Origin of the sequence: Bacillus sp. LJBS17, from assembly GCF_019334685.1 — a bacterium.
Taxonomy (GTDB): Bacteria; Bacillota; Bacilli; order Bacillales; family Bacillaceae; genus Bacillus; species Bacillus subtilis.
The window spans coordinates 3,311,520-3,335,059 of the sequence record NZ_CP079759.1; the positions used below are offsets into that span (position 1 = coordinate 3,311,520).

Below are 23,540 nucleotides of genomic sequence, written 5' to 3' on the forward strand. Positions count from 1 at the left end.
ATACTTAATACCATCATCAATCAAAAGGAATGATTCTTATGGATTTACAGCTAAAAGACAAACTCGTCTTAATCACCGGCTCGACGTCCGGTATCGGGAAAGCCGCCGCAAAAAGCTTTCTGCAAGAGGGTGCGGCAGTCATTGTCAACGGACGCAAACAGGAGACTGTCGATCGCACGATTGAAGAGCTTTCTGGCTATGGAACAGTGCACGGTGCTGCTGCCGATTTGTCAAAAACAGATGAAGCAGCGGCTTTTATCGAAAAAGTAAATGAAATCGGTGATATCGATATCCTTGTCAACAACCTTGGTTTCTTCGAGGTAAAAGACTTCGCCGATGTGACAGATGAAGAGTGGAATCAATATTTCGAAGTGAACGTGATGAGCGCCGTTCGGACAAGCCGTCACTTCCTTCCAAAAATGCTTGCCAAAAACAGCGGCCGCATTTTAAATATTGCAAGTGAAGCAGGCGTCAAACCGCTGCCAACGATGATTCCATACTCAATGACAAAAACGGCGCTGATCAGCCTTTCAAGAGGAATGGCTGAAATGACAAAAGGCACAAATGTGACGGTTAACTCAGTGCTCCCGGGACCTACTTGGACCGAGGGCGTGGCATCCTATATGGAAGGTGCCGCACAAGCAGCCGGCCAGGATACAGACACATTTATCAAAGACTATTTCAAGGTCAATGAGCCAACCTCACTTATTCAGCGATACGCGACAGCAGAAGAAGTCGCTAACACAATCGTATTCCTCGCGTCTGACGCCGCATCCGCCATTAACGGCACGGCACAGCGTGTGGAAGGCGGAATTATCCGTTCTCTGTAGTATAAAAAAACGCATCCGTGTTTCGGATGCGTTTTTTTATACGTCTCCAGCAAATGGTACCGGCTGATATCCGCCTGTTTCCAGTTGTGCTGAAAACAACCCTCCAGCGTGAGGCTGCTCGTATCTCTCTTTTTCTGTCATTTGTTCTGTTGCCGTTGTAATGTAAAGGGTTTTTAAGTCTCTGCCGCCGAACGCGCAGCACGTGACATATTTAGCCGGCACGCTGATTGAATTGATTTCTTTTTTCTGAAACGGGTCAATGTGAACAACGCGGCTGCCGCCAAACAGCGCCACCCACAGCATGCCATTTTGGTCAATTGTCATGCCGTCCGGCAATCCGTCTGACTGATCAAAACGATAGACAGGTTCTGGATTCGAAACATCTCCGCTTTGAGGATCATAGCTGTAACGCACAATCTCCTGCGTCGGCGTGTCGATGTAATACATCAAATTCCGCTCGCGGTCCCAATCCAAACCGTTTGAGGTGGAGACTTGATCCTTGATTTTGACAAGACTGCCGTCTAGATTCAAACGGTACAGCGACGCCTGTTTTTGCTCGCCTTCCATGCTCGTCGTCCCCGCCCAAAGCCTTCCGTACGGGTCACATTTAGCATCATTAAATCTCAGGCTCTCATGCATGTCCTTCGGCTGTTTAATTTTTTCCAAGCTGTCATCCCGAAGATGATACAGGTAAAACCCGTCCTTCATCGTCATAATCAGTTCATCCTTTGAATATTTCGCAAGCGCCGTCACAAAGGATTTGAATTTGATTGATCGGTTGATTTTTTCTTCAGGGTCAAAGATATGGAGCTCGCTCCCCAGGATATCAACCCAATATAAGCGGCCGTTTTCTTCATCCCATAACGGGCCTTCTCCAATCACTGCCCGAGTGTCTGCTTCCAATACTGCATCCATGTGTTACACCTCTTTAGCTTCAGTCTATATATTGTTATTCCCGGCAAAGAGGTGTCCAAACCACTTGATGTTTATTGTTTTTTAAAAAGGATGGTAATGACCGTTCCAATGTTCATTCTGCTGTTCACATGGATCGTTCCGTTATGGAGATGGACAAGCTCCTTGGCAATCGCGAGCCCGAGACCCGTTCCGGCAGTTGAATCTTTTGTGTTCGTCCCTCTGTAGTAACGGTTAAACAAATGGGTAATCGTTTCTTCATCCATTCCTTTCCCATTGTCCTTCACCTTTAAAGATATATGATTTTTTGTTTGCTCCAGAATGACTTGAATCTCTGTTCCTTTGTCGTTGTGCTTCACGGCATTCCCAAGGAGGTTTTCTAATATGCGCCTGAACCACGCTTCATCAAGGGCAAATTCAATATGCTCTTCTTTGGATACAAACGAGATATCATAGCCTTCAGAAAACGGATTTTTCTTAAAATCCTCAATGACATTTTTAAAAAACGGGATAAGGCTAGTGAGATTTCTCTCAATAGGAAGAGCATCATTTTTCAGGCGATACGTTAAATTTAAGTCTTCAATCAGCTTGGACATGTATTCAGATTTTTCTCTGACAACCTGCCCCATTTCTTTCACTTCTTCCGGCGACCAGTCATACTGCTTCGACTCGAGCATCATGCTGTAGCCGTAAATGCTGCTGAGCGGTGTTTTTAAGTCATGTGACAAACCGGCAATCCATTCTTCCCTTGTCGCCTGGATTTTTTCTCTGTTTCTTTTATCCCTTCTCAGCGTTTCAGTCAGCTGATCCATTGATTCAAATATCTCACCGAAGAAGCGGTACGGCTGTTTGATTTTTCCCTTTTTATTTTTGCTGACAGGACGGCCTTCCCGGTTTCTGGGCTCCTCAAGCTTCCCTTTTGACAGATTGACCAGCCATCTAATCGTATGAAAAATCGGCAGCCCGAATCGGAACATATACCAAACGGTCATCCAAATGATATACATGAACAAAACGGCCATCACGAGAAACATCGCTTTTAATACAACCTTCAGGAACGATTTGTTAAACTCCTGATCGGTTACATAGACAGGGTTCGGCACCGTAGCGACCATCCATCTGTCTTTATTGAGGATCTTAACGGAAATTTCCCGCTTATAGTTCCAAGGTTTAGAGCTGTATTTAAGCAGCTCCAGCTGGTTCATCGTTTTTCTTTCGCTTTTTGTGCTGTTGATGCTGTCGAGAATCTTTCCATTGCTGTCTAACAGGTAAATGGCGCCTTTTTTCCGCTTAATATAGTCGACGGTACTGGACTTATAGTGCGCTAGCGAGTCTATCTTTTGTTCGCGCTTTTCAACGGAAGTCAGGAGCTGTTCACTTTTTGATTTCCAGCCGGACAATAGAAGATACGACTTATCTTCAATATTGATGGCCCAATAATTCAGTTTATAGTTATGAAGCTTTTTGGTTTTATAAATAGACAAAAGCTCTTTCTTGGTATAGGTGCCCGGCACTTCTTTTGGCACGCCGTAGGAATAATCAGTGTTTCCTTCCGAATCAATGATTTGCATCCAGCCGTGCTGTTTATCAACAGATTTCTTCAGGAAATTATCCACTTCCCATGTCCCGTCTTCGTTTACATCGAGATATGCCTCAAGTGTGTCGGTCGTTGCCTTCGTCAGCCCTGAATTGGATTCCGCATCGCTAAAACGAGCGTCTAAATAGAAAAACGACGCAACAAGCATAACCGTAAGCAGCAGGATCACAATCAGCATCTGGCCGAAAAAGTGAAACAAAAACTTCCATCTTAACCTCATGACCGCTTGCCTTCAGGATTTGGGATAAAACGATAGCCGAGACCTCGAACGGTTACAATATACTCCGGATTGCTCGGATCGCGCTCAATCTTCTCCCTAAGCTTGCGAATATGTACCATGACGGTGTTGTTGTCACCGTAGGAAGGATAGCCCCATACTTTTTCATATATTTGATCTTTGGAAAGCACCACGTTAGGGTGTTCACAAAAATACTGCAAAAGCTGCAGAAGCTGGGCTGAACAGGCAACGGCTTCCCCGCCTACGATCAGCTCGGCATTTTGCGGAGAAAAAGTAAAGTAATCATATGTGTAGGTTTGATTTGAACTCGTTTCTTTCGATTGATATGTACGCTTGAGATGCGCTCTGATCCGCGCCGCTAATTCCAGCGGATTAAATGGTTTTGTGATATAGTCATCAGCTCCAACCGCAAAGCCCGATAATTTGTCCGCGTCGGATGATCTTGCCGTCAGGAAAAAAATCGGAGCGTCTGAATACTCTCTGATCAATGTGCAGGCTTCAAAACCGGACATTCCGCCCATCATGACATCCAGCACAATCAAGTCAACCTTATTGGCCTTCACAACGGGAATCGCTTCTTCTGCGCTTGCCGCATCCAGTATATTTCGATAACCTTCTTTTTCGAGAACGCGTTTGATCATGTCCACAATCGCTTTCTCATCGTCTACGATTAAAATTGACGCATTTTCCACTTTTATGTTCCTTTCTGTCACTGTTTTTTTCATCTTATCATTATATCGTTTATTTATGGTACATTTTTGAATACATTGGAGATTGGCAAATCAAAACAGCAAAAAAGGAGCAAACAAGCGCTCCCTTTTGATGTTTTTTCATATGAAAATATTATGAGTTCTCATCTACCATGTACAAAATAAACTCCCAAAACCCCGGCACATCCTGACATAAAAGCATATCAGCCTTTTCAAACATTTTGATCTTCAGCTCTTGCTCTAAATCTTCTCTTTCTTGATAGGACGTATTGCTGAGTTTTTTTCTGATCATCGGTGAAAAGCATGCAATCAGGTGCTCAATGTCATAAGTCTCGTCTTTTTGTTTCTTTTTTTGTTCAAACTGGCCGTTCACAGCTTACTTTTCCCCCTTTTTTTGCGCCGCTAGCTGCTTTCTGATATTCTCCAGCCCCTTTTTATGAATGTTGGAGATGTTTTGTCGGGACTCCCCTAATGAATCTGCAATCTCCTGCATCGTGGCACCGTGAAGATACACTTTCGTCAGCACACTTTTTTGTTTGTCAGTCAGATTCTGAATCGCTTGGTAGAGCTGATAATCCTGAACATGCTGGCTCAAATCATCCTGCCTGTCTAAAAATTCTTCAAATGCATCGCTTCCTGTTTCGGAAGGAAGCCGATCTCCTGCCTCCGGATGATCAACCGTCAGCGGATACCGTTTTTGATTTTTGCGAACCCGCTTATCAAAATCAATAGAAAAGATGCGAATCATTGAATTCATATACTTGACGATGCGGATTTCTTTATAAAACTGCTTAAATAGCTCGTCCAATGATTTTGCATCTTTTTCGTTAGGGCTTTCCATTACGTTTTTGAACAAACGGTAATGCTGAGGATTGCTCAAAAAATGCTTCACGATGGGATGCTTCATTATCTCCTTACATTTTGACCGTAAAAGACTTTGATAGTCCATCAAACCGCCTCCCTACTAAATTAAATGAAGGAAAGCAAAAAAAAGTAAACTACTACTTTCCGACTAGTGTTTTGCAAAATACTTTGCAGCAGTTTACGTTTTATCGGATTTCCTTCACTTACATACATGACTGCAGAAAAAGAAGGGAGGTATTTTCCTATGGATCAGGTTTTTATAGAGGAAGTCGTAAAACAGATCGGCAATTTGGGGTTTCCCGCGCTGATTGCAATGTATCTGCTGACCCGATTCGAAAAGAAGTTTGATCAACTAATAGAACTAATGACAGAACTGAAAGATCATGCAAAAAAATAATTTTTCAATCGAAGTTGACTTTTCACTGGTTTTTTTCACTTAACAAAACAGAAGGGAAAACGAAAGGCCTTTCACCTTCTCTTTCTGCTATCACATTTAAATGTAAGGAGGAAACATTTCATGAAAAAACAAAATGACATTCCGCAGCCAATTAGAGGAGACAAAGGAGCAACGGTAAAAATCCCGCGCAATATTGAAAGAGACCGGCAAAACCCTGATATGCTCGTTCCGCCTGAAACCGATCATGGCACCGTCAGCAATATGAAGTTTTCGTTCTCTGATACTCATAACCGATTAGAAAAAGGCGGATATGCCCGTGAAGTGACAGTACGTGAATTGCCGATTTCAGAAAACCTTGCATCCGTAAATATGCGGCTGAAGCCAGGTGCCATTCGCGAGCTTCACTGGCATAAAGAAGCTGAATGGGCTTATATGATTTACGGAAGTGCAAGAGTCACAATTGTAGATGAAAAAGGGCGCAGCTTTATTGACGATGTAGGTGAAGGAGACCTTTGGTACTTCCCGTCAGGCCTGCCGCACTCCATCCAAGCGCTGGATGAGGGAGCTGAGTTCCTGCTCGTGTTTGACGATGGATCATTCTCTGAAAACAGCACGTTCCAGCTGACAGATTGGCTTGCCCACACTCCAAAAGAAGTTATTGCTGCGAACTTCGGCGTGACAAAAGAAGAGATTGCCAATTTACCTGGCAAAGAAAAATATATATTTGAAAACCAACTTCCTGGCAGTTTAAAAGATGATATTGTGGAAGGGCCGAATGGCGAAGTGCCTTATCCATTTACTTACCGCCTTCTTGAACAAGAGCCGATCGAATCTGAGGGAGGAAAAGTATACATTGCAGATTCGACAAACTTCAAAGTGTCTAAAACCATCGCATCAGCGCTCGTAACAGTAGAACCCGGCGCCATGAGAGAACTGCACTGGCATCCGAATACCCACGAATGGCAATACTACATCTCCGGTAAAGCTAGAATGACCGTTTTTGCATCTGACGGCCATGCCAGAACGTTTAATTACCAAGCCGGTGATGTCGGGTATGTACCATTTGCAATGGGTCATTACGTTGAAAACATCGGGGATGAACCGCTTGTCTTTTTAGAAATCTTCAAAGACGACCATTATGCTGATGTATCTTTAAACCAATGGCTTGCCATGCTTCCTGAAACATTTGTTCAAGCGCACCTTGACTTGGGCAAAGACTTTACTGATGTGCTTTCAAAAGAAAAGCACCCAGTAGTGAAAAAGAAATGCAGTAAATAAGAGACTTGCGGCTTGCAGAGAGCACTCGTTCTCTGCAAGCCTTCATAAGGAGCTGAACCAGTGAAACATCAAAACCCTTCAAAACGCTTATTGCGGCTCTCCATAAAGTACTTGCTGGCCGCAGCAGCAGTGGTGTTGACCTATTTTGCTGTCATCTATATATTGTTTTCTTTAGCGGGAACGAGCTACCGCTCAGCAGCTCATGTCCTGCTTTTTGCCGTGGTATTCCTTGTTCTCGGATTATGCTTTGAACCATTTGAAAGGCTGATGATACATAGCTTTACATTTTTCAAGACAGGAAAACGTCTATTCATTCTCCTTGCCGGCATCGTACAGCTGCTGTTTTTGTGGATGACTGCTCATACAACAGACCAATTGATCAGCGACATCTGGCTGTCCACCACAGAAGAAATGATTGTCGCAGCCGTTTTTTTGATTTTAGACAAATGCAACTCGGCCCTTCCCAGCTAAAAAAAAAAAAAAACGCATTCCAATTGGATGCGTTCTTTTTATTCATAGCGAAGCGCGTCTACAGGCTGAAGCTTCGAAGCCTTGATAGACGGAAGCAAGCCGAAGATAATGCCGACTGCCATTGAAAAGATGAGTGCTCCGACAACAGCTGGAATGGAGACGATAAAAGGCATCGGAAAAATGACCGTCAGCAGCTTGGCGATGCCGAAGCCCGCCAGCACACCGAGTATTCCGCCAATGCTTGTCAGCACAACAGCCTCGGTTAAAAATTGAAATAAAATCACACGCCGCTTAGCACCGAGCGCTTTCTTAATTCCGATTTCCCTCGTGCGCTCCGTTACGGAAACGAGCATAATATTCATGACGCCGATACCGCCCACCAAAAGTGAAATACTGGCGATTCCGCCAAGCAGCAATGCAAATGACTGATTAAAGGACTCCACTTCCTGCGCGATCTCCTGAAGATCCATTACACTGTACTCTGCTTTTTCCAGCTCAGCTTCTGACAGTCCCTGATTTAAAAGATCTGCAGCCATTACACCCGCTTCTTGGATATGCTCAGAAGAATTAGCCTGCACGGCAATCTGCGTTGGCGCGTCAAACCCTTCAATAAGCGGCCACACTTTTTTCGGCACGTACAAAACCGGGTTCGCGTAGTCGCCTTCAAACATGCTTTCCTGTTGATTTTTTTCTTTAAAAACACCGACGACCTTAAACGGCACACCATTCATCTCAATGCTTTTATGCAGAGCTTCTCCGTCCGGAAACAGTTCATCTCTGACAGCTTCATTGATCATCACCACTTGGTGTGTGCTGTTTAAATCATTTTCCGTCAGCTTTCTCCCTTCGGTTATTCGGATTGGAAACATGTCGAAGTAATCATCGTCCACTCCATACACTTGGGGATACGAAACGTTTGTTAAATGAAAAACGCTCGCGCCTTCTGACAAGTAATATAAGGATAATCCTTTGACCATCGGATCTGATTTGATCGCCTTTACTGTTTCTTCCGCTACAGGCGGCGCGGACGCATACGACACCTCAGGGCCGCCGCTCTCCTCTTCTCCGCCAGACGGCTGGTAGACAACATTGATGGCGTTGTTTCCCATGCCGATCATACTTTGCTTTAATTGCTCACTTTGGCCCTTCAGCATTGAAACAATCGCGATGATTGCCGCTATGCCGATAATCACGCCGAGCATTGTCAGAATCGATCTTAATTTATGAGAAAAAATGGATTGAAAGGAGATGCGAATATGTTCAAGCATGGCTGATATCCCCTCTCTCATCTAATACCAGCTCTCCGTCTCTGATAAAAACGGTTCTGTCAGCTTTTTTGGCAACGTCCGGGTCGTGGGTTATCATAATAATGGTTTTGCCTTCCCGATGCAGTTCGGAAAACAGTGACAAAATTTGTTCACTTGATTTGGTATCAAGCGCCCCGGTCGGTTCATCAGCTAAAATAAACCTCGGCTGATTGACAAGGGCCCTCGCTATCGCCACCCGCTGCTTTTGGCCGCCGGACAGCTTAGGCGGTTTGTAGGAGACCCTGTCTTTTAATCCGACCTTTTCCAGCGCTTCATATGCCCGTTGTCTTCTCTCTTTTTTCTTCACTTTATTGTAGATCATCGGCAGCTCGACATTTTGCAGCGCGGTGAGACGCGGCAGCAAATGAAAAGTTTGAAACACAAACCCGATTGATTCATTGCGAATTTCGGCTAAAGCCCCGTCTTTCCCTTTCAATATATCGATCTGGTCAAGCATATAGGTTCCTGAGGTTGGCCTGTCCAAACAGCCGATAATATTCATTAACGTTGACTTTCCAGAACCTGAAGGCCCCATAATAGCTAAAAACTCCCCCGCCTGAACAGTCAGATTGATATGTTTCAAGATTGGAACTTCTTCTTTTCCCAGCTTGTATGACTTCGAAATATTATTCAGTGTCAGCATTGACTGTAACCTGCTTTCCTTCCTTGACCGCGGGATCAGGATAGATCACATAATCTTCCGGCGTCAGGCCGCTCTTAATTTCCACCATGTCATTTTCATCAGTCTCTCCGATTTCAACAGGCTGCTTAACCGCTTTCTGATTCTCATCAGCTTTCCACACATACGGTTCGCCGTCATCCTGAATGACCATGTCGGACGGCAGCTTGATCGTATCCGCATCAGCATTATCACTCATCACTTCGATGTTGACATGATAGCCGACTTCAAGACCTTTATGGCTGTCTAATAAAATGGTGAAAGGATAGTTAGAGGACTGGGGATTCATTTCTTCATCAGCAAAGCTTTCTGATTCTTCACCCTCGCCTGCTCCCGCTGGAAGCTTGCCGATCGAGGTGACCTTTCCTTTCCACTCGCCCTCACCGCCTGTTTTCAGCGTGACCCTGACTTTGCTGCCTTTTTTGATCGTGTCCATTAACAGCTCATTGATTTGGCTTTTGACCAGATATTTGCCCGTCGAAACAATCTGGATATACGGGCCTGCTGCCTGGTCACCTGTTGCACCGTCAGCGATATCCTGATTGACGCTTTGAACGATTCCGTCATGCTTGCTTGTAATGACATTGGAACCTTTGTTTTTCGTCAGGCCAGCCAGTTCTTTTTGATGCTGCTTCAGTTCGAGCTGGCTTGTTTTCAAATCGAAATTGGCCTGATCAAGTTCATCTTGAAGCTGGGTTTTCTCTTCTTTTCCTGCAACTTTCAGCTTCTTTTCCGTTTCCGTTATTGATTTTTGCAAACGGTTGATTTGCAGATTTGTCATTTCAATTTGCAAATTGGCTTGCTCCACTTCATCAGAATGATCCTCGCCCTCATACTCAAAAAGCTTATCGCCCTTTTTAACCTGATCGCCTTCTTTGACGTATGTTTTTTTAATGCTGCCTTTTTCTGAATCTATGTATACTTTCTGCTGTTTCTCAGGTTCAACCTTTCCAGAAAACGTTTGGCCTGATTCTGAATCTCCTCCCATGTATACCGCGACCGATTCAGCATAGGGCTCCGATGATACGGCAACTTGGTTCATGTGAGTAAAAAAGTAAAAACCGCCAGCGCCGATCCCAGCCAATACAAGCACACCGGCACATATCGCACCGCCAATAAGCCATTTTTTCTTCTTGGACACAACGATCTCCTCTTTCTGTAAACTATGTAATATTTTCGAAACATTCTAACCAATATTATCTATTAATTCAAAAAGACTTGCAATCCTTTTATTGAAATGACGGCATCAAATAGAAAAATTGTATTTTCAAAGCCGAATAAAAAAAATCCCGGCTTCGAACCGGGATTTTTTCATACAGTAACTAGCTCTTTTTCATTTTTAATCAAGTCATAGGTCAAGCATACAGGTTTATTTGTACGGGGATCAGTCACGATTTCGGCATCAATCTGAAATACCTGCTTCAAAATGTCCGGTGTCATGACCTCCAGTGCAGTTCCTTCCTTGATGACCGTGCCTTTTTTGAGCGCGATCATATAATGAGAAAAACGAGCTGCATGGTTAAGATCATGAATGACCATTAAAATCGTCCGCCCTTGCTCTTTGTTGAGTCTGTCAAGCAGCTGCAGAATTTCAAGCTGATGTGCAAGATCAAGATACGTTGTAGGTTCATCCAGCAGAAGCAGTTCCGTCCCTTGCGCAAGCGCCATGGCAATCCACACGCGTTGACGCTGTCCGCCTGACAATGCCTCAATCGGCCGTTCAGCATATTCAGCCATGCCTGTTTCTTCAAGCGCCCATTTGATAATCCGGCGGTCTTCGTCATTTAATCTGCCGAATCCTGATTGATGCGGAAACCTGCCGTACGACACCAATTCGTGCACTGTTAGGCCGCTCGGCGCTTCAGGTGTCTGTGGAAGAATCGCCATATCTTTCGCAATGTCCTTTGTAGACATTTTATGAATCGCTTTGCCGTTTAAATAGACGGCACCTGCATGTGAACGCATAATTCTGGACATTGTTTTTAAAATCGTTGATTTCCCGCAGCCGTTCGGGCCAATTAAGGTGGTAATTTTCCCTTTAGGAATCGATATATTTAAATCCTCTACAATCACCCTGTCGCCATAACCGATTCCAAGCTGTTCCGTTGATAATGAATTCATATTCGGCCCCCTCCTCTAATTCGCTTTCATCAATAAATAAATAAAGTAAGGCGCACCTAGCACGGAAATGACAAGTCCGACCGGAATTTCTGATGGTGCCAATACATTTCTCGCCAGCGTATCAGCAAGCAAAAACAGGAATGAGCCGATGAAGGCGGAGACCGGTATCAGCGTCTGGTGACGTGGACCGGTCAGCCTTCTAGCCACATGCGGCGCGATCAATCCGAGAAACGCAATGCCCCCCGCAGCTGCCACGCATGAAGCGGCAAGAGTGACCGCTGCCAGAAGAAGAATCCGTCTTTCCTTTTCAACAGCGGTGCCCAGTCCGGTCGCCAATTGGTCTCCGAGCTGCATAATGTTCAAATAGCGTGCCTTATATAAAGTAAACAGAAGCAAGATCACAATCCAAGGGAGAATCGCCCAGATCATATTCCAGTTCGCCCCCCATATTGAGCCGGATATCCAAACCGCGGCTTGCATAAAATCATGAGGGTCCATCTTGAGCTGAAAAATCAGCAACAGGGCGTTGAATCCGGCATTCACCCCTATGCCGACTAAAATCAGCCGAATCGGTGTCACGCCTTTTTTCCATGCCAGAATATAAATGAGAAACGCAGCGAGGATTGCTCCTGCCAAAGCACTGAACGGCAGCATAAATGTTCCGAAAAAGCTGAGATCTGAAGCTGACCCTTGAAAAAAGTATATAAAAAGCACTACAGCAAGTGAACCGCCGGCGTTAATTCCGAGAATACCAGGCTCGGCAAGTTCATTTTGAGACACGCTTTGCAAAATGGCTCCAGCTACGGAGATCCCTGCTCCAACAAGCAAAGAAAGGATGATCCTGGGCAGCCTGAACTCAAATAAGACAAGTTCATCACGCGCCGTTCCTTGGCCGAAAAAGACCTGAAGCGTTTTAAGCGGTGCAATTTTGATAACGCCCAAATTGAGACTGATAAAAAAGACCACCACGATAAGCAAAAAGGTCACAGCCATTACAATAAGCGGTTTGTTTGTTTTTGTTTTCATTACAGCCCTCTCCTTTCACGACGTGCCAAATAAAAGAAAAAGGGAACGCCGATCAGAGAAGTCAGCGCGCCGACAGGCGTTTCAAAGGGCGCATTTACGAGTCTGGCCGCTATGTCAGCAAAAACAAGCAAAACAGCACCGAGCACCGCCGAGCAAGGAATGATCCACCGATAATCCACACCGACCAAAAAACGGGTAATATGCGGAATGATCAGCCCGATAAATGCAATGGTGCCGGCAATGGAAACCGCAGCTCCGGTCAGAATTACTACAATAAGCATGCCAACCAGTTTCACCGCTGATGTATATTGTCCAAGCCCTTTTGCCAGATCGTCACCGAGACTTAACACTGTCACAGACCGGGCGATGAAAAACGCGAGCGTTAAACCGACAGCCCCTGCAATAAGCAAAAGCTGGACCCCCGGCCATTTCACACCCGCTACCCCGCCTGCGTACCAAAAGCTGATATCCTGAGCGACATCAAAGCGGATTGCAATGGCAGTTGAAATGCCGGTAAAGAAATAAGTAACTGCCGTACCCGCCAGAGCAAGCTTTACAGGCGTAAGTCCGCCCCTTGAAAACATGCCTATGCCCATTACCGTCGATGCCCCCAGCCCCGCTCCCGCAAAGGACCATAGCACAAGCCCCATTGCAGAAAGCCCGGGAAAAAAGGCAAACGCAATCGAAACCGCAAACGCAGAGCCTGAAGTCACACCCATAATCGAAGGCTCTGCCAAAGGGTTTCTCGTCATCCCCTGCATGATTGCTCCCGACACTGCCAACAATGCGCCTACAAGCGCGGCAGCCGCCGTTCTAGGCAGTCGAAGATCATGTATAATTTGGTGAGATGTCTTTGTCGGCTGATAATGAAAAATGGCGTCCCATACAGTGCGCAAATGAATATCCGCTGCACCGAGGGATATGGATAAAAATGCGCCAAGGCAAAGCAGGCATAGACCTGCAATAAGGACGATGATCGCGCCATATGTCCTTGACGTCCATTGGATTTCTTCTGATGCAGTCCGTATATTTTTATGTTGACTCAACTGCCGTACTTCCTTTCTGTTACTGATAATGATTATCAATTGCTGTTTCAGTATATCACTTTTTTCAGCTGATTTAATAGAGTGTTTTGAACAAAAATGAAAATGCATTTGCAAAAATATCGTGTCAACCGGCACTTGCAGTGGTATAATCACAGATGATAATGATTCTCTTTTTCATCTATCTTTTAGAAAGAAGGTATGAGATATGACCCATATATACAAGAAACTCGGAGCCGCGTTTTTTGCCCTGTTATTGATTGCAGCGCTGGCAGCCTGCGGGAATAACTCAGAAAGCAAAGGTTCTGCCTCTGATTCAAAAGGCGCAGAAACCTTTACATACAAGGCTGAAAACGGAAATGTAAAAATCCCGAAGCATCCTAAACGGGTGGTTGTCATGGCAGACGGCTATTACGGCTACTTCAAAACACTCGGCATCAACGTTGTCGGTGCGCCTGAGAATGTATTTAAAAACCCTTACTACAAAGGAAAAACTGACGGCGTCGAAAACATCGGAGACGGCACTTCGGTTGAAAAGGTCATTGATTTGAACCCTGACCTGATTATCGTCTGGACAACACAGGGCGCTGATATTAAAAAGCTTGAAAAAATTGCGCCGACTGTCGCAGTAAAATACGATAAGCTCGACAACATCGAACAGCTGAAAGAATTTGCAAAAATGACGGGAACTGAAGATAAAGCTGAAAAATGGCTGGCCGAGTGGGATAAAAAAGTTGCGGCCGCTAAAACAAAAATCAAAAAAGCGGTCGGTGACAAAACCATTTCCATTATGCAAACGAACGGAAAAGACATTTACGTATTCGGTAAAGACTTTGGAAGAGGCGGAAGCATCATTTACAAAGACCTTGGCCTGCAGGCTACAAAGCTGACAAAAGAAAAAGCCATTGACCAGGGGCCAGGTTATACAAGTATTTCATTAGAGAAGCTCCCTGACTTCGCCGGAGATTACATTTTCGCGGGCCCATGGCAATCAGGCGGTGATGATGGCGGCGTTTTTGAAAGCTCCATTTGGAAGAACCTGAATGCCGTTAAAAATGGCCATGTCTACAAGATGGATCCGATCGGATTCTATTTCTCTGACCCGATTTCATTAGAAGGACAACTGAAGTTTATTACGGAAAGCTTGACTAAATAAACAAAAGAGCCGCCTGCCCGCGGCTCTTTTGCTTATTTATAAGGAACGGCTCAATTTGAATCATATCGGATATTTTCTTTGAGCCATTCATATTAAGCTGCATCCTCAACACGATCAGTTTTTTTATGCTGGAGAGACTGAAAAACGTTTTTTGCATATTTAACGAACGGATTCCTAACAGGAGAAATTGTGATTTTATAAAAAAGACACCTGAGCAAATCAGGTGTCTTTTCATTATGCTTGTTTTTCTTTCTGGAACTTTTTACTCACAAATGGATAAACGATTAAGCCGACAAAGAATAAACCGATGCCGAGGATAAATGTCGTTAAATCTGCTGTGCCTGTTACGATAACAAACACGGAGTATGCACACGCCAGTATTGCGATCAATCCGTCTCTTACACGGGAGCCTTTCAGCTGGTCATACGTTTCACCTTTGATGACTACCTTCAAGCTGTAGATTGCAGATACTAGATACGGAATTAAATATGCGAGTGTAGCCGCTGTCGTTAAAAATGTAAATGCGTCACTTATTGTCCGGGAAATAACCGAGAAAATGAAGACCTGTGACATGACGTTTGTAATAATGAGTGCAATGACCGGACTTCCCTTTTTATTCGTTTTTGCAAAAAATGCCGGGAAATCTCCCGCTTTAGCTGCTTGGTATGGCACCTCAGAGCCAAGCAAAATCCAGCCGAGCATCGTTCCGAATAAACAAAGGATAGCCAAAAGCGCCATAATCACGCTTCCCGCGTTTCCAACAATCGCATAGAGTACATCAACAAATGGTTTTTCAGAGCCGACAAGCTTATCATGCGGCAGAACACCCATCGTAATTAAAGTCACAATAATATATATGCTCAAGGCAATCAGCAAGCCGGTAATTGTCGCACGTTTCACATCACGCTGAGAGCGCGCACGGCCGGACAGGATCACCGCGGATTCAATTCCGACAAACGCCCACAGTGTAGAAATCGCGGCGTTATGAACCTGGCCGCCAATTCCAATGCTTGTGCCGTTTTCTCCTTGAACCGGGAAATAAAAATGACCGAATAATGTCGTTTGAAACACAAATAAACCAGCAACGATAAAGAAGACAAAACCTAATACTTTAGAAAGCGTTGTGACAAAGTTTAATTTACTTGCGCCGTTAATGCTGGCAACAAGAATCGCGTGCGTTCCCCATAACAAGATCGTACATACGGCAAACGTCAGTAATTGGCCGAGTGTCACCTCTTGCCCGCCGATCGAAAACATCTCACGTTTATCAACCAAGATCGGGAAGAACGAAGTCAAGTAACCGGCGAGACTTGTGATGATCGCCACGTTACTGATCCAGCTCGCCACCCAGTAGCCCCACACCATTGTGAAACCGGCAGCGTTGCCTTTTTTCGGGTCAGAAAACAGCGCTCTTGCATAACTTTGCGGTCCCGCTGTCAGTTCAGGCTTGCGAATGGACAAGTGTCCGAACACAAGTGCAATCATCAGCACGCCGGCACCTGTCAAAAGCCAGGCGGACGTAGCTCCAAACGGACTCGCAATTGAAGCAAGCGAGCTCGGCAAGGAGAAAATTCCTGATCCAACCATATTTCCAACGACAAACGCCGTTAATAACCAAAAACCCCATTTTTTTGTCTGTTCCATTCCAGTACCTCCATGATTCTTTGTACGGACCAGACCCCGAGATCATATAAACGCAAAAAAAGCCTGAACAAAAGTCCATGCTTAAAGAAACACACACCCTTGATCTCCGGATAGCCCTCCGCGAAAAAGCACGCGGCAGTCCTGCACTTATTCAGATACAGTCCCAGCATAGAGAAGGATCGGCTTTCTCCACACTTCGGCGCTGATGCCTTTTACACATGTTTAACAGCTCCTGTCAGCCTGGCATGTGTGACTTATCATCCGCGCAACCTCTACCTCACTGAGAAAGAGTGAGGATTTAATTATTCAGTTACTCCCAGAAGGTTATCAAAGAAAGGATGATCTGTCAAAGGGAACAGATGGAAAATACGGATAGAGCCAAGCTCTATCCGCATGTGGTTATCGATTATTTTTCTTTTTTTGCACAGCTTCTTGAAGCGGATCATCTTTTAGAGCTGAACCAGCATCTTCAAGAGCTCCTTGGATTACGTTTTTTTCTTTTTCGGAACGTTTTCCTTTATCTTTATTAAAGAAACCCATTCGTATCACCTCTTTTAAAAAATAGGTACATGTTTAAGATGCCTCTTTCCTGAAAAATTATGCGGGATATTTTTTATCGTCCAAAGTCCTGTTGATCAAACATACATTCTCTTGATATATTTGTAATTCAGAGATTTTTTGCAAAAGATAAAAGGAGAAGCGGCAAATGACAGGAAAAACACACATCATGGGAGGCATCGCTTCTTGTACGGCAGCGGCTTATTATTATGGATTTGATCCAGTGCTTATGGCTGCGTCAGGCGCGGTTGGAGCATTAATACCCGATATCTGCCACACACAAAGCAAAATCGGGAGAAAATTTCCTATTTTATCGAAAGTGGTCAGCTCCGTTTTTGGCCATCGTACATTTACACACAGCTTGCTGTTTATGCTCATCATGTTTTTTATCACTTCTACATACATTCCAGATAAAAACATATCAGCCGGCCTGATGATCGGAATGGCGAGCCACTTGTTTCTTGACGCTTGGACGGTGAACGGAATCAAATTATTATTCCCTTCAACGATCCGCGTTCGGCTTCCATTATATATGAAGACAGGCAGTTTTTCTGAGCAGCTCGTGCTAGCCGGCCTGACCCTTGCTTCATGTTACTACTTTTATATGCTGTTTCATGGGCGCATGTTTTAAACACATGAGTGCTGAGACTTGTCTGAACCGGCTGTTTTTAGTAGGTTTTACTTAAGAAGCATTTCATGCAGATGATCAAGAAAACGTGAGGAGTCATATTGATGAAAGGAACCTTTTTTCACAATCAGCGGTTTTTATGTTTTTCGATCTTATTTATGTGGATCAAAACGTATGTGATATATAAACTCGGCTTTGATTTGCAAATCGATACTCTGTTGGAGGAGCTAATGCTGCTGGTCAACCCGCTCAGCTTTATTCTTCCTTTATTCGGGATCGGCCTGCTTCTGAAAGGAAACAAGCAGCGGGCTTTTTTGCTGATTGCCAATTTGGTTCTGACTGTTATCTTGATCTCTAATACGATTTTTTACGGCTTTTATATCGATTTTATTACCATTCCGGTTTTATTTCAGGCGAGCAACATGAGCGATATGGGAAGCAGTGTAAAAGAATTGTTCCATCCTCTGTTTATCGCCCTGTTTGTGGATTTGGTTTTTCTGCTGCTGTTCGCCAGAAAAACCAAACACCCACAGACAAAAGCCGCTCCCCGCACGATCAAACGGTACTATGCAGCTTCCTGCGGCATGCTTTTATGCACACTGGCACTTGCAGAAGTACAGCAGCCGAAGCTTTTGGCACATTCTTTTGACCGGGAAATGCTAGTCAAAAGCATCGGCCTGTTTCAGTTCCATATTTACGATACAATTTCTCAGACTGTTAATATCAGCGCGAAAGCTTTTGCCGATGAAGACAGTATAACTGCCATTAAAAACTATACAGAGGCTGATTACAGCAAGCCTGATCAAAGCAAATTCGGTCTTGCAAAGGGGCGCAATGTCATCTTTGTAACACTTGAATCGACCCAAAGCTTTGTTCTGAATGAAAAAGTAAATGGAAAAGAAATTACCCCATTTATGAATGATCTCATTAAAAAAAGCTATTCCTTTGATCATTTCTATCAGCAAACAGAACAAGGGAAAACATCTGATTCAGAATTCATCGTTGCTAACTCGCTGTATCCTTCCCTTAGCGGCGCCGTCTTTTTCACGAAAAGCGACCATCAATTTCATACGATGTATAAATCGCTGAAGCAGCACGATTATTATTCAGCCGTCTTTCATGCTAACCATAAAACATTTTGGAACAGAGATGTCATGTACGATACATTTGGCATTGACCGCTTTTTTGATGTTGATGATTTTCATGTCACTCCCGGGACATCGACAAGCTGGGGCTTAAAAGACAAAGAATTTTTAGAGCAGTCCGCCGAAAAGCTGAAAAGCCTGCCGCAGCCGTTCTACAGCAGTTTTATCACGTTAACGAATCATTTTCCGTTTGAGATTGATGAAAAGGATCAGCTGATAGATGAATTCGATTCAAGCAGTGATCTGTTAAACCGCTATGTGACCACGGTTCGCTATGAGGATGAGGCATTGAAGCATTTTATCAAAAAACTGAAGGACGAAGGCTTATACGAAAATTCGATGATCGTATTTATGGGAGATCATTACGGCATTTCTGAAGCCCATAACGAGGCCATGGCTGAGTTTTTAGGGAAAGACGAAATCACACCGTATGACAACGTTCAGCTCCAGCGGGTGCCGTTTATCATACATATCCCGGGAATCACCGATCAAAAGCCGGAAACCATCCCTGATGCCGGGGGACAGGTCGACGTCAGGCCGACGCTGATGCATTTGCTCGGCGTTGAGACAAAAGGCGATATCCAATTCGGCAATGATTTGCTGTCGGGCGACCGCACCCCATTCGCCGTTCTGCGAAACGGCAGCTTTATTACGAACGATTATATATACACAAAGAACACGTGCTATAGCCAAAAAACAGGTGAAGTGCTGGAAGATCAGGATGCGTGCCTCCCTTACAAGGAGAAAGCAAACGAAGAACTTTCTCTCTCTGATAAAATTTTAAATGGTGACCTGCTCAGGTTTTCCGAATGAAAAAATCCCTCTATCAAGAGGGATTTTTTACGTTTCCAACATCACCTTGCCAGTCAGCTTCGTTTCATAGCCGTTTAAATGAGACAAATTCGCCTTGTATTCCTCAGAATTCAAAATCTCCTTCACGGCTTTCAGCAGCTGCTCATGTTTTTTCAAAACAACGATATCATATTGTTCGTCGATGAGCGGGATAAAATCAACACTGCCCATATGTGCCGCGTGCTGCGCCCCGATTCCCGCGTCAGCCTGTCCGCTTGAAACTTGTGAAGCGGCAGCGTAATGATCGGTCACGATATCGCCGTATCCCTTTACATCAGCCGGATTCACACCAAACAAGCCAAGCTGTTCATCAAGGAGCACCCTTGCGCCAGAACCCTTTTCCCTGTTGATGATCCGGATATCGGCTCTTTTCAAGTCTTTCCAGCCTTGAATGTTTTTCGGATTCCCTTTTTTCACATACAGTCCTGCTTTGCGGAGAACGACATTGATGAGACAAAACGGTTCACCTGTCAAAATCCGTTTTACATAAGGAGCGTTATACTGGCCCGTTTCAGCATCGTACAAATGGAGGCTGACAATGTCACACTTGCCTTGATACATATCAATCAGGCTGTTTAAGCTTCCTTTGTATTTACGGAGCGGCGTCTCCTGAATGGCATTCTCCAAATGCTTGCTGAGAAGATCCATCGAAATGTCCTGTCCGCTGATCATGACATTCGGTCTGCCGTCCGGCTCAGCCTCCTGCACCTGTTTCGGCGCTTCTGTTGCAGCGATGGGCTGAGACATTCTCATATTCGTTTTATATTGCTTTAAATCTTCTTCATCCACACGCATCTGCCTTCCGACACGATAAGCAGGCAGCACGCCTTTTTTAATCAAATCATAAACGGTCAGCTTTGATACCTTCAGCAGACCTGCAACTTCTTCTATCGTATAGGAAGAGGTTTCATTCATCATCATCACTCTCCTATTTTATTATACCTTTTCGCCGAATGTAAAAAAACCCACATAAACCAAACATAATCAGTTATAATTAGTTATATCTAATGATAAGGGGTGCAATCATGTTTAAGAAGTATTCTATTTTCATCGCAGCCTTAACTGCTTTTCTCCTTGCAGCAGGCTGTTCTTCAAACCAGTCTTCAACGGACAGCGAGAAAAAAGTAACGTTAACCATCTCAGCTGCCGCCAGCGCGCAGGATGCACTTGAGGAAATCCAAAAAAATTATGAAAAAGAGCATCAAAATATTACCATCCAAGATAACTATGGCTCATCCGGCGCCTTGCAAAAACAGATTTCTCAAGGAGCAGGAGCAGATCTGTTCTTCTCAGCTGCTGAGGATAAATTTAAAAAGCTGGTGGATGATGGAGATATCGCAAAAAAAGACAGCACTGATTTAGTCGGTAATGAAATTGTGCTGGTCGTACCGAAAAACGGAGATTCACCTGTGACAAGCTTCAGCAATCTGGCTGAATCAGAAAAAATCGCCCTTGGCACTCCGGAATCCGTACCGGCAGGAGCTTATGGGAAAGAATCACTGACAAAGCTGTCTTTATGGGAAAAAGTGAAGGATAAAATTGTGTATGGAAAAGACGTTCGCCAAGTTCTTTCTTATGTTGAAACCGGCAATGTAGACGCAGGTATTGTTTATAAAACAGATGCCCTGGTCTCGAAAAAGGTCAACATTATTGACGAGGCAAAAGCAGATACACACAGCCCAATTGTCTATCCGTTAGGAATCGTAAAAGATACAAAACACCGTAAGGAAGCGAAGGAATTTTACGAATACCTGCAATCTGATGAAGCAATGAAAGTATTTGAGAAATATGGCTTTACTGCCGAGTAGCATAAGCACTTCAGAATTTTTCACACCCGTTGTGCTTTCCTTTCAGGTGGCGGCAGTTGCCGGAATTGTTGTCATTATTCTCGGAACACTTGCTGGAGCATGGATGTCACGGGCATCATTTTTCGGAAAAACGGCACTCGAAACATGTTTTATGCTTCCGCTCGTTCTTCCGCCTACTGTTGTCGGTTTTATTTTGATCGTCATTTTCGGAAAGCACAGCTTCATCGGACAAGCCATCGAGTGGATTTTCCAGCAGCCTGTCATTTTCACCTGGTGGGCCGCTGTGATCGCCTCGGCTGTTGTAGCCTTTCCGCTTATGTATCAATCAGCCAAAAACGGATTTGCTGACATTGATCCCGATATACAAGGTGCGGCAATGGTAGACGGCGCTAGCAGATGGAAAGTGTTTATCCATATCTCCGTCCCGCTTGCCTATCCTTCGTTACTGACCGGAAGCATCCTCAGCCTTGCGCGGGCGCTCGGAGAATTTGGCGCAACACTCATGTTTGCAGGAAACATCCCCGGTGTTACGCAAACACTGCCGACGGCGATATATGTCGCATTGGATTCCGGCAACAATACCCTTGCTTGGGCGTGGGTCGTCTGTATTGTTGTCATTTCCTTTTTGATGCTGTTTTTCATTCAACAGAAAAAAACGCACTAAAAAAACTCCCCATAACGGGGAGTTTTTTGATTAAAACAGAAGCTCATCAGGATTTGGGCCGACACGCTCATCTTTATTTAATGCGTCAATTTTGTCCATGTCTTCTTGAGACAATTCGAAATCAAAAATATCAGCGTTTTCGATGATACGGTGTTCTTTAATGGATTTTGGAATGGTTACAACTTCATGCTGCAGATCCCAGCGCAAAATCACTTGAGCCACAGATTTATTGTGTTTTTCAGCAATCTGTGTCAGCACTTCGTTATCCAAAAGCTGTCCCTGCATGAGCGGAGACCACGCTTCCAGCTGAATGCCTTGCGCTTTGCAGTAATCTCTTAATTCTTTTTGCGTCAAACGAGGGTGAAATTCAACTTGGTTCACCATCGGTTTGATTTCAGCATCTTTCAACAGCTCTTCTAAATGATGAACTTGGAAGTTGCTGACGCCGATCGCGCGAATTTTGCCATCTTTGTACAGCTTTTCAAGCGCGCGCCATGTATCTTTATATTTATCTTTGCCAGGCCAATGGATCAAATATAAATCTAAGTAATCAAGCTGTAATCTTTCCAGGCTTTTTTCAAAGGCAGCAAGCGTTGTTTCGTAGCCTTGATCTTCATTCCACACTTTTGATGTGATGAAGAGCTCTTCTCTTGCCACACCGGATTCTTTAATCCCGATGCCAACGCCTTCTTCATTTTTGTAGATCGCTGCTGTATCAATACTGCGATAGCCATTTTTAATTGCCGCTTTCACTGATTCAGTCGCTTCATTACCATTTTCTACTTTAAAAACACCCAGACCGAACCAAGGCATTTCAACTCCGTTATGTAACTTTACAGTATCTTTTAAACTTGTTGGCACTTGAACATCCACCCTTTCACTGAAATGTAAGCGTCTATATTATCTCACATTCCTCTCAGCCGATACCAATAATACGCTTAAGACCCTCTTTTTGCTTCTTTTTTCACAGCACAGGCAAATTCAAACACTATTTTTTTCCTATTTTAACAATATTGAGATTACAAATACATTGAGCAGGGTATGCGTGTAGTGTAACCAAATGAAAACAAAGGAGGAAACAACTTGAAACGTATTCGTATCCCAATGACACTTGCTCTTGGTGCCGCTTTGACAATTGCCCCTTTGTCCTTTGCTTCCGCTGAAGAAAATCCTGCTCCGAAGATGTCGCAGACAACTACTGCTGGAACAACTGCCGCTGATGTAGGTTTAAACGTCAACCTGGATGTACTTGGAATTGCCAACCAGATCGCTGATGCCATCAAATCCGCACAGAATAGGGATGGCTTTGTGAAAAACCTCATGGAGTCTTCCTTCTACGCGTCCGGCCAAAAATATAACGTCATGGTCTTTAATTTAAGCCAGGAATATGAAGATCATTTGAACGGTGTGCAATTTTACGGCTCAGCCGTTTACGACGGCATTACGTATGGCATTTGGGTATTTGAAGACGGAACCTTTACAAACAAAGGCGATGGCGGCTGGATCAACTGGGCCTTCAGAGGCTGGTTCGACCGGGATGGCAGCACTGTCGCATTTCATCGCCCTTAATATAAAAAAAGCTGGCGCTCTAACGCCAGCTTTTTTGCTGCAT

The 23,540-nt window shown here is 44.4% G+C and carries 25 protein-coding genes and 1 riboswitch; of the genes, 10 read left to right on the top strand and 15 right to left on the bottom strand.

Annotation, left to right across the window (positions count from 1 at the left end; all coding sequences use genetic code 11):
* The first annotated feature begins 38 nt into the window (after positions 1-38).
* Positions 39-830, top strand: a complete 792-nt coding sequence (locus KXZ66_RS17155; protein ID WP_015384617.1) for an SDR family NAD(P)-dependent oxidoreductase — start codon at positions 39-41, stop codon at positions 828-830.
* 36 nt (positions 831-866) lie between these two features.
* Here KXZ66_RS17155 and KXZ66_RS17160 read toward each other — a convergent pair whose 3' ends face one another.
* The 5 genes from KXZ66_RS17160 to sigO all read right to left on the bottom strand — a co-directional run bounded on the left by KXZ66_RS17160 (position 867) and on the right by sigO (position 5,194).
* On the bottom strand, positions 867-1,745 hold the full coding sequence (locus tag KXZ66_RS17160; RefSeq protein WP_003228493.1) for an SMP-30/gluconolactonase/LRE family protein: 879 nt from the start codon (positions 1,743-1,745) through the stop codon (positions 867-869).
* Positions 1,746-1,816: 71 nt separating this feature from the next.
* Positions 1,817-3,559: a two-component system sensor histidine kinase YvrG gene (yvrG, locus tag KXZ66_RS17165; protein ID WP_151870057.1), complete on the bottom strand. Its 1,743-nt coding sequence runs from the start codon at positions 3,557-3,559 to the stop codon at positions 1,817-1,819.
* Positions 3,556-4,269, bottom strand: coding sequence for a two-component system response regulator YvrH (gene yvrH, locus KXZ66_RS17170; protein ID WP_003243545.1), 714 nt, complete (start codon positions 4,267-4,269; stop codon positions 3,556-3,558). Before yvrH ends, yvrG begins: the two co-directional genes overlap by 4 nt.
* 151 nt (positions 4,270-4,420) lie before the next feature.
* Positions 4,421-4,660, bottom strand: coding sequence for a sigma-O factor regulator RsoA (rsoA, locus tag KXZ66_RS17175; RefSeq protein ID WP_021480583.1), 240 nt, complete (start codon positions 4,658-4,660; stop codon positions 4,421-4,423).
* Positions 4,661-4,663: 3 nt separating this feature from the next.
* On the bottom strand, positions 4,664-5,194 hold the full coding sequence (gene sigO, locus KXZ66_RS17180) for an RNA polymerase sigma factor SigO (RefSeq protein WP_003228469.1): 531 nt from the start codon (positions 5,192-5,194) through the stop codon (positions 4,664-4,666).
* 201 nt (positions 5,195-5,395) lie between these two features.
* Here sigO and KXZ66_RS17185 point away from each other — a divergent pair, with 201 nt between their 5' ends.
* The 3 genes from KXZ66_RS17185 to rsiO all read left to right on the top strand — a co-directional run bounded on the left by KXZ66_RS17185 (position 5,396) and on the right by rsiO (position 7,297).
* Complete coding sequence (locus tag KXZ66_RS17185; protein ID WP_003244090.1) at positions 5,396-5,548, top strand: YvrJ family protein; 153 nt, start codon at positions 5,396-5,398, stop codon at positions 5,546-5,548.
* Positions 5,549-5,668: 120 nt separating this feature from the next.
* Positions 5,669-6,826 carry an oxalate decarboxylase gene (gene oxdC / locus KXZ66_RS17190; RefSeq protein WP_014477958.1) on the top strand — a complete coding sequence of 386 codons (1,158 nt, stop codon included), beginning with the start codon at positions 5,669-5,671 and terminating at the stop codon, positions 6,824-6,826.
* A gap of 60 nt (positions 6,827-6,886) precedes the next feature.
* Positions 6,887-7,297: an acid stress-sensitive anti sigma factor RsiO gene (gene rsiO / locus KXZ66_RS17195; protein ID WP_003243579.1), complete on the top strand. Its 411-nt coding sequence runs from the start codon at positions 6,887-6,889 to the stop codon at positions 7,295-7,297.
* A gap of 38 nt (positions 7,298-7,335) precedes the next feature.
* Here the strand turns inward: rsiO and KXZ66_RS17200 are convergent, their stop codons facing one another.
* From KXZ66_RS17200 to KXZ66_RS17225, 6 genes are all read right to left on the bottom strand, one after another.
* Positions 7,336-8,565 (bottom strand): ABC transporter permease, encoded by a 1,230-nt coding sequence (locus KXZ66_RS17200; RefSeq protein ID WP_219144618.1) that lies wholly within the window; start codon positions 8,563-8,565, stop codon positions 7,336-7,338.
* A complete protein-coding gene (locus tag KXZ66_RS17205; RefSeq protein ID WP_003228456.1) occupies positions 8,558-9,247 on the bottom strand; it encodes an ABC transporter ATP-binding protein in 690 nt (229 codons plus the stop codon). The genes KXZ66_RS17200 and KXZ66_RS17205 overlap by 8 nt, the downstream gene beginning before the upstream one ends.
* Positions 9,231-10,424 carry an efflux RND transporter periplasmic adaptor subunit gene (locus tag KXZ66_RS17210; protein WP_015251242.1) on the bottom strand — a complete coding sequence of 398 codons (1,194 nt, stop codon included), beginning with the start codon at positions 10,422-10,424 and terminating at the stop codon, positions 9,231-9,233. Before KXZ66_RS17210 ends, KXZ66_RS17205 begins: the two co-directional genes overlap by 17 nt.
* A gap of 170 nt (positions 10,425-10,594) precedes the next feature.
* Positions 10,595-11,404: an ABC transporter ATP-binding protein gene (locus tag KXZ66_RS17215; protein WP_003243882.1), complete on the bottom strand. Its 810-nt coding sequence runs from the start codon at positions 11,402-11,404 to the stop codon at positions 10,595-10,597.
* A 15-nt stretch (positions 11,405-11,419) separates the two neighbouring features.
* Positions 11,420-12,430 carry a FecCD family ABC transporter permease gene (locus KXZ66_RS17220; protein ID WP_003244298.1) on the bottom strand — a complete coding sequence of 337 codons (1,011 nt, stop codon included), beginning with the start codon at positions 12,428-12,430 and terminating at the stop codon, positions 11,420-11,422.
* A complete protein-coding gene (locus KXZ66_RS17225; RefSeq protein ID WP_049139749.1) occupies positions 12,430-13,476 on the bottom strand; it encodes a FecCD family ABC transporter permease in 1,047 nt (348 codons plus the stop codon). The genes KXZ66_RS17220 and KXZ66_RS17225 overlap by 1 nt, the downstream gene beginning before the upstream one ends.
* A gap of 205 nt (positions 13,477-13,681) precedes the next feature.
* On the opposite strand from KXZ66_RS17225, the gene KXZ66_RS17230 reads away from it, so the two are divergent.
* A complete protein-coding gene (locus KXZ66_RS17230; protein ID WP_049139696.1) occupies positions 13,682-14,629 on the top strand; it encodes an iron-hydroxamate ABC transporter substrate-binding protein in 948 nt (315 codons plus the stop codon).
* Positions 14,630-14,863: 234 nt separating this feature from the next.
* Here KXZ66_RS17230 and KXZ66_RS17235 read toward each other — a convergent pair whose 3' ends face one another.
* Both KXZ66_RS17235 and sspJ read right to left on the bottom strand, forming a co-directional pair.
* Positions 14,864-16,273 (bottom strand): amino acid permease, encoded by a 1,410-nt coding sequence (locus KXZ66_RS17235; RefSeq protein WP_021480593.1) that lies wholly within the window; start codon positions 16,271-16,273, stop codon positions 14,864-14,866.
* Between the two features lie 103 nt (positions 16,274-16,376).
* Positions 16,377-16,556: riboswitch (Lysine riboswitch) on the bottom strand.
* A 116-nt stretch (positions 16,557-16,672) separates the two neighbouring features.
* The gene (sspJ, locus tag KXZ66_RS17240; RefSeq protein ID WP_003221612.1) at positions 16,673-16,813 is read right to left on the bottom strand and encodes a small acid-soluble spore protein SspJ; all 141 of its coding nucleotides are present in this window, start codon (positions 16,811-16,813) and stop codon (positions 16,673-16,675) included.
* 166 nt (positions 16,814-16,979) lie between these two features.
* Between sspJ and KXZ66_RS17245 the strand changes: the two genes are divergently transcribed.
* The gene (locus tag KXZ66_RS17245; RefSeq protein ID WP_049139698.1) at positions 16,980-17,462 is read left to right on the top strand and encodes a metal-dependent hydrolase; all 483 of its coding nucleotides are present in this window, start codon (positions 16,980-16,982) and stop codon (positions 17,460-17,462) included.
* A 101-nt stretch (positions 17,463-17,563) separates the two neighbouring features.
* Positions 17,564-19,417 (top strand): LTA synthase family protein, encoded by a 1,854-nt coding sequence (locus tag KXZ66_RS17250; RefSeq protein WP_049139699.1) that lies wholly within the window; start codon positions 17,564-17,566, stop codon positions 19,415-19,417.
* Between the two features lie 27 nt (positions 19,418-19,444).
* Here KXZ66_RS17250 and KXZ66_RS17255 read toward each other — a convergent pair whose 3' ends face one another.
* Positions 19,445-20,371 (bottom strand): substrate-binding domain-containing protein, encoded by a 927-nt coding sequence (locus KXZ66_RS17255; RefSeq protein ID WP_049139750.1) that lies wholly within the window; start codon positions 20,369-20,371, stop codon positions 19,445-19,447.
* A 110-nt stretch (positions 20,372-20,481) separates the two neighbouring features.
* On the opposite strand from KXZ66_RS17255, the gene modA reads away from it, so the two are divergent.
* Together modA and modB are read left to right on the top strand one after the other, a co-directional pair.
* Positions 20,482-21,264 (top strand): molybdate ABC transporter substrate-binding protein, encoded by a 783-nt coding sequence (gene modA, locus KXZ66_RS17260; RefSeq protein ID WP_072173511.1) that lies wholly within the window; start codon positions 20,482-20,484, stop codon positions 21,262-21,264.
* Positions 21,236-21,928 carry a molybdate ABC transporter permease subunit gene (modB, locus tag KXZ66_RS17265; protein WP_120363516.1) on the top strand — a complete coding sequence of 231 codons (693 nt, stop codon included), beginning with the start codon at positions 21,236-21,238 and terminating at the stop codon, positions 21,926-21,928. Before modA ends, modB begins: the two co-directional genes overlap by 29 nt.
* 30 nt (positions 21,929-21,958) lie before the next feature.
* Here modB and pgoN read toward each other — a convergent pair whose 3' ends face one another.
* Entirely contained in the window at positions 21,959-22,789 is an 831-nt protein-coding gene (gene pgoN, locus KXZ66_RS17270) for a glyoxal/methylglyoxal reductase (protein ID WP_015483687.1), read from the bottom strand.
* A gap of 222 nt (positions 22,790-23,011) precedes the next feature.
* On the opposite strand from pgoN, the gene yvgO reads away from it, so the two are divergent.
* On the top strand, positions 23,012-23,497 hold the full coding sequence (gene yvgO / locus KXZ66_RS17275; protein ID WP_003243913.1) for a stress response protein YvgO: 486 nt from the start codon (positions 23,012-23,014) through the stop codon (positions 23,495-23,497).
* Positions 23,498-23,540: the final 43 nt, after the last annotated feature.

Bases quoted from the DNA above. Each gene is read 5' to 3' on its own strand.
- modA (WP_072173511.1), top strand. From the start codon at position 20,482: ATGTTTAAGAAGTATTCTATTTTCATCGCAGCCTTAACTGCTTTTCTC.
- KXZ66_RS17185 (WP_003244090.1), top strand. From the start codon at position 5,396: ATGGATCAGGTTTTTATAGAGGAAGTCGTAAAACAGATCGGCAATTTG.
- sigO (WP_003228469.1), bottom strand. From the start codon at position 5,194: ATGAAGCATCCCATCGTGAAGCATTTTTTGAGCAATCCTCAGCATTAC.
- KXZ66_RS17220 (WP_003244298.1), bottom strand. From the start codon at position 12,430: ATGAAAACAAAAACAAACAAACCGCTTATTGTAATGGCTGTGACCTTT.
- oxdC (WP_014477958.1), top strand. From the start codon at position 5,669: ATGAAAAAACAAAATGACATTCCGCAGCCAATTAGAGGAGACAAAGGA.
- KXZ66_RS17255 (WP_049139750.1), bottom strand. From the start codon at position 20,371: ATGAATGAAACCTCTTCCTATACGATAGAAGAAGTTGCAGGTCTGCTG.
- KXZ66_RS17200 (WP_219144618.1), bottom strand. From the start codon at position 8,565: ATGCTTGAACATATTCGCATCTCCTTTCAATCCATTTTTTCTCATAAA.
- KXZ66_RS17250 (WP_049139699.1), top strand. From the start codon at position 17,564: ATGAAAGGAACCTTTTTTCACAATCAGCGGTTTTTATGTTTTTCGATC.
- KXZ66_RS17230 (WP_049139696.1), top strand. From the start codon at position 13,682: ATGACCCATATATACAAGAAACTCGGAGCCGCGTTTTTTGCCCTGTTA.
- KXZ66_RS17235 (WP_021480593.1), bottom strand. From the start codon at position 16,273: ATGGAACAGACAAAAAAATGGGGTTTTTGGTTATTAACGGCGTTTGTC.
- KXZ66_RS17205 (WP_003228456.1), bottom strand. From the start codon at position 9,247: ATGCTGACACTGAATAATATTTCGAAGTCATACAAGCTGGGAAAAGAA.
- KXZ66_RS17160 (WP_003228493.1), bottom strand. From the start codon at position 1,745: ATGGATGCAGTATTGGAAGCAGACACTCGGGCAGTGATTGGAGAAGGC.
- sspJ (WP_003221612.1), bottom strand. From the start codon at position 16,813: ATGGGTTTCTTTAATAAAGATAAAGGAAAACGTTCCGAAAAAGAAAAA.
- KXZ66_RS17245 (WP_049139698.1), top strand. From the start codon at position 16,980: ATGACAGGAAAAACACACATCATGGGAGGCATCGCTTCTTGTACGGCA.
- yvrG (WP_151870057.1), bottom strand. From the start codon at position 3,559: ATGAGGTTAAGATGGAAGTTTTTGTTTCACTTTTTCGGCCAGATGCTG.
- KXZ66_RS17215 (WP_003243882.1), bottom strand. From the start codon at position 11,404: ATGAATTCATTATCAACGGAACAGCTTGGAATCGGTTATGGCGACAGG.
- KXZ66_RS17155 (WP_015384617.1), top strand. From the start codon at position 39: ATGGATTTACAGCTAAAAGACAAACTCGTCTTAATCACCGGCTCGACG.